The 4,909-nt window shown below is 62.6% G+C and carries 4 protein-coding genes; 3 read left to right on the top strand and 1 reads right to left on the bottom strand.

Features of this window, described 5'->3' with window-relative positions:
- A partial coding sequence (locus tag AC6RA8_RS21205) for a porphobilinogen synthase (RefSeq protein ID WP_500355651.1) occupies positions 1–240 on the top strand: 240 nt, incomplete at its 5' end.
- A gap of 241 nt (positions 241–481) precedes the next feature.
- The gene (locus AC6RA8_RS21200) at positions 482–1,048 is read left to right on the top strand and encodes a lipid-binding SYLF domain-containing protein (RefSeq protein ID WP_500355649.1); all 567 of its coding nucleotides are present in this window, start codon (positions 482–484) and stop codon (positions 1,046–1,048) included.
- Between the two features lie 244 nt (positions 1,049–1,292).
- Here the strand turns inward: AC6RA8_RS21200 and AC6RA8_RS21195 are convergent, their stop codons facing one another.
- Positions 1,293–2,165, bottom strand: coding sequence for an NAD(P)-dependent oxidoreductase (locus AC6RA8_RS21195; RefSeq protein ID WP_500355647.1), 873 nt, complete (start codon positions 2,163–2,165; stop codon positions 1,293–1,295).
- 107 nt (positions 2,166–2,272) lie between these two features.
- On the opposite strand from AC6RA8_RS21195, the gene AC6RA8_RS21190 reads away from it, so the two are divergent.
- Positions 2,273–4,738 (top strand): penicillin acylase family protein, encoded by a 2,466-nt coding sequence (locus tag AC6RA8_RS21190; protein ID WP_500355645.1) that lies wholly within the window; start codon positions 2,273–2,275, stop codon positions 4,736–4,738.
- Positions 4,739–4,909 lie beyond the last annotated feature (171 nt).

The following is a 4,909-nucleotide window of genomic DNA, read 5'->3' as shown; positions in this document are numbered from 1 at the left end:
GGCCTGCCCTATCTCGACATCTGCCGCCGGGTCAAAGACAGCTTCGGCGCGCCAACCTTCGCTTATCAGGTGTCGGGCGAATACGCGATGATCGAAGCGGCCAGCGCAAATGGCTGGGTGGACCACGACCGCGTGATGATGGAAAGCCTGATGGCCTTCAAACGCGCGGGCTGCGACGGCATCCTGACTTACTTCGCCCCTGCGGCGGCCAGGCTGCTGAACGTCAACACATCCGCCTAAAGGGGAAACTTTCCCCCGCGCGGGGGCAAAACGCCGCCCCACGGCTTTTTCAGGAAGCCTGCGAAAACCCTGTTTCAAAAAAATCCAGGGGGAGGTTGCATGCCGCGGGCAGGGCCCCAAAAAACATGGCAGAAACCCGCGCACCCATGACCACCTAGTGACAGCCACGTGCAATCGGCGTATATTTGCGCACAAGCGCGGCCAAACCGCGCACAACCAAGAGCTATACAGGCGGTTCAAAATGAAAACGAACGGGATCTCGCGGCGTGCATTCGCCGCAGGGGCGCTTGCCAGCACGGGCGTGTTGGCAGCATGTGGAAATGGTGTGGGAAGCCGCGGCAGCGCGCTGATCGACAGCCGCGTGGATGTCACGCTGGACGAGATGTATCGCAGCTACCCCAACACGGTGGACCTTGCGCAAAAAGCAAACGGCATGCTGGTGATGCCGCTTGTCACCGAGGCTGGCTTGGGTTTCGGCGGCGCCTACGGACGGGGCGCGCTGCGCGTCGACAACGCGACGGTCGACTACTACTCAGTGATCAAAGGCTCAGGCGGCCTTCAGATCGGTGCACAGCAATTCGCACATGTGCTCTTCTTCATGACGCCCGAGGCACTGACCGACTTCCGCCGCAGCCCCGGTTGGGCCGCAGGTGCAGACCTTGAATATGTCGTATCCGACCAGGGTGACAGCGTGGCGGCAGATACCACGACAGCCCTGTCCCCGGTTCTCGCAGCCGTCTTTGCCCGCGCTGGCCTGCGCATCGGTGCGACGCTCGAAGGCACCAAATACACGCGGATCATTCCTTAAAAGGTCACGGCTGCGCAGGCAGACGCGACCAGTGGCAAAGGTAGCTTTTCATCGAAAAGCTGCCAGCCACACCGTTGCTCAACTGGGCGCTCCAACGCGCAATGGATTTGGGGTTCGGTCACCCGGGTCGGTGGGCGGGCGCATTTGCGCAGCAAACAGTGCCGCCCTCCGACTTTTCCGGGGCTCCGCCCGTTCGACCCTCAAACGCTCCCAAGGAGCGTTTGACACTTACGTGGACCGGGTCTCACCCAATGTTGCGCAGCCGCTTGAACAGGCTCGACGTATCCCAACGCCCGCCACCCATATTCTGCACATCCTTGTAGAACTGATCGACCAGCGCCGTCACTGGCAGGCTGGCTCCGTTCTCATCCGCTGTATCCAGGCAAATCCCCAGATCCTTGCGCATCCAATCGGTGGCAAAGCCATGATCAAAATGATCGTCTAGCATAGTCTCGTACCGGTTCGACATCTGCCAAGACCCAGCAGCGCCCTGTGAAATGACCTCGACGACCGCGCGCCCGTCCAAACCCGCTTTCTCGGCAAAATGCAGCGCTTCAGACAGGCCCTGAACCACACCCGCAATGGCAATCTGGTTGCACATCTTTGTCATCTGACCCGCACCGCTCTCACCAATACGTCGGCACAGCTTGGCGTAGGCCTGCATGATCGGCTCGGCCCGGTCATAAGCGCCCTGATCCCCACCGCACATTATGGACAGCTGACCGTTCTCGGCCCCGGCTTGACCACCGGAAATCGGCGCATCGACAAAACTGACCTGCTTCGCATCAGCGGCCGCATACAGTTCTGCCGTCACCTTGGCCGAAACGGTTGTATGATCGACAAAAACGGTGCCACTGCCCATGCCGGCAAAGGCACCATCGTCGCCCAGGCAAACGGACCGCAAATCGTTGTCATTCCCAACGCAGGCCATCACGAAATCCGCACCCGTCGCAGCCGCACGCGGTGTGGTCGCCATCGCACCACCATGGACATTCACCCAATCCTGCGCCCGCGCGGCGGTACGATTGTAAACAGTGACCTCGTGCCCGGCCTTTTGCAAATGCCCCGCCATCGGTGCGCCCATGACGCCCATACCCAAGAATGCCAGTTTCGCCATCGTGATCCCTCGTCTCTTTGCGTCGCCTACGGCTTGCGCTTCCGTCCATGCCTACCTAACAGTCGTGGCCCAAGGGTCAACGCAGCAACGTGCAGGAGTCAGGCAGAATGGCAGTGGTGTTTCAGTGGCTTGTCCGCCTGACGGCGGCGCTGATCGTGCTGGCCGTTCTGGGTGTCGGCATGGTCTATTACCTCGCTGCGCGCTCGCTGCCCAACTACGATGCCCGCGTACGGGTGCCCGTCATTTCGGCCCCGGTCGAGATCGTGCGCGACAACGCCAATGTCCCGCATATCTTTGGCGAAACGGACACAGACGTGTTCCATGGCCTCGGCTTTGCTCATGCACAGGACCGGCTCTGGCAGATGATGATGCTCCGCCGCACGGCCCAAGGGCGCCTAAGTGAGCTCTTCGGCACAACAACCGTCGATATCGACAGCTTTGTTCGCCGCCTCGACATCTACCGCCTCTCCGTCCAGTCGGTCGCGGCGCAGGACGCGGCCACCAGTGCAGCGCTCGAGGCCTACGCGTCGGGCGTGAACGCCCGCCTCGACCAGATCAATGCCGAGGCTCTGGGACGTGGCGCGCCCGAGATGTTCCTGTTCAACACACCCCTCGCCCCCTGGAGGCCTGCCGACAGCATCGCCGTGGCGAAACTGATGGGCCTGCAACTCTCCGGACACCTCAGCGAAGAGGTGCTGCGCGCCCGCATGTCTCTGGCACTCGACGACCCAGCACGGCTGGCCGATATTCTGCCCGATGTCCCGGGCGAAGGCATTGCCAGCCTGCCTGAATACGCGTCCCTCGTGCCCGGCGTTAAGATGGACTACGCCACGGCCGAAGCCGACCCACACCCCTTGTCCCCGTTCACACCACGTGGTTTTGCCGGGGCCTCCAACGCCTGGGCCGCCGCCACGGCCCGCTCCGCATCTGGCGGCACTTTGCTCGCCAATGACCCGCATCTTGGATTTTCTGCCCCCGCGATCTGGTATCTTGCACGGGTGGAACTGCAATCCGGTGGTGTGATCGGCGGCACAATCCCCGGCATGCCCGCAGTGCTGACTGGGCGCTCCGACCGGCTCGGTTGGGGCCTGACCACGGCCTATGTCGATGATCAGGACGTATTCATCGAGGAACTCAACCCCGAAAACCCGTCGCAGTACCGCACACCCACCGGCTGGAAAGACTTCGAATCCCGCGACTCCATCCTGCAAATCGCGGACGAAGACCCGGTTACACTCACGCTGCGCTGGACCGACAATGGCCCAGTCCTGCCTGGCAGTGTCCGCAACTTGCGCACGGTCACCCCGCCCGGCCACGTCGCGGCTCTCGGCTGGACGGTACTCAGCCCGCGCGACACCTCCCTGACCGCCGCTATGGGCATCATGAAGTCGCAAACCGTGGCCGAGGCGATCACCGCAGGCGAAAGCTACATCGCGCCCGCCCAGAACATCACGCTGGTCGACCGCGGCTCGATTGCAATGAAGACCATCGGCGCTGTGCCCAAACGTGACGCCAACCACCAAAGTCAGGGGCGCTTACCCAGCCTCGGCTGGCGATCTGAAAACCGCTGGCAGGGCCGCATGCCCTATGCCTCCAACCCCGGCTTCGTTTCACCAGTGGGCGGAATTCTCGGCAATACTAACAACAAGACAGTTGACCGCCCCTTCCCCAATCACATCAGCTTCGTGTGGGGCGACACCCAGCGCGTCCAACGCTGGCGCCGCCTGATGCAGGCGCGCGAGGTCCATACGCGCGACAGCTTCATCGAGGCGCAGCTCGATACCGTCAGCTTCACCGCCCGCTCGCTTCTGCCCTTGATCGGAGCCGAGCTTTGGTTCACCGGCGAAGCCGCCCCCGACGGCACGCCCGAACGCCAACGCCAACGCGCCCTGGCGCTGCTTGCCGAATGGAACGGCGAGATGAACGAACACTGGCCCGAACCCCTGATCTATGCCGCATGGCTGCGCAAGCTGCAGGACAGGCTGATCCGCGACGAGTTGGGGCCAATGGCCGACACGCTCACCCACGTGGAGCCGCTCTTCATCGAACGGGTGTTCCGCAATGTGGACGGTGCAGGCATCTGGTGCGACGTGCTCCAATCGGCACCCGTGGAAACTTGCCCCGACATGGCCCGCCTGGCGCTGGATGACGCCCTGCTGGAAATCAACGAGACCTATGGCAGCCAGTTGGAAAGCCTGCGCTGGGGTGACGCCCACCAGGCCACCCACGACCACCAGGTGCTGGGAGACGTGCCGATCCTGCGCTACTTCGTGAACATCCGGCAAAGCACATCGGGTGGCGACAACACACTCCTGCGGGGGCTGACCAAGGGCACCGGTTCCGATCCGTTCCACAACGTCCACGGGGCAGGTTATCGTGGCGTCTACGACTTTGCTGACCCAAACTCCTCGGTCTTCATCATCTCGACAGGGCAATCCGGCCACTTCCTGTCTCGCCACTACGACGATATGGCGCAGCTTTGGCGACGCGGAGAGTACATCCCCATGTCCTTAGACGAAGGGCTAGCCCGGGCAGCCGCAGTGGGCGTTACACGGCTGGAGCCATTGAGGTGAAACTCAAACACGCAATAACAGCGGCCTTCGTGCTGTGTTTCGCAGTTTTAGCGTATACTCAGGTCGCTATGCGCATCGCCTCCGGCACGCCCCCACCCATGGTCCCTGCCGACCAGACCGCCGACACGGTCGTCGTCGACAAGGCCGCGCGCCGGCTCATCCTGCTTCGAA

The organism is Tateyamaria sp. (assembly GCF_059783535.1).
Note: the sequence above shows the minus strand (reverse complement) of the source record. Positions and strands in the feature narration are given on the sequence as shown.

What these genes read in the sequence shown, in the direction of transcription:
- AC6RA8_RS21200 (WP_500355649.1), top strand. Translation starts at nt 482, where the DNA reads ATGAAAACGAACGGGATCTCGCGGCGTGCATTCGCCGCAGGGGCGCTT.
- AC6RA8_RS21195 (WP_500355647.1), bottom strand. Translation starts at nt 2,165, where the DNA reads ATGGCGAAACTGGCATTCTTGGGTATGGGCGTCATGGGCGCACCGATG.
- AC6RA8_RS21190 (WP_500355645.1), top strand. Translation starts at nt 2,273, where the DNA reads ATGGCAGTGGTGTTTCAGTGGCTTGTCCGCCTGACGGCGGCGCTGATC.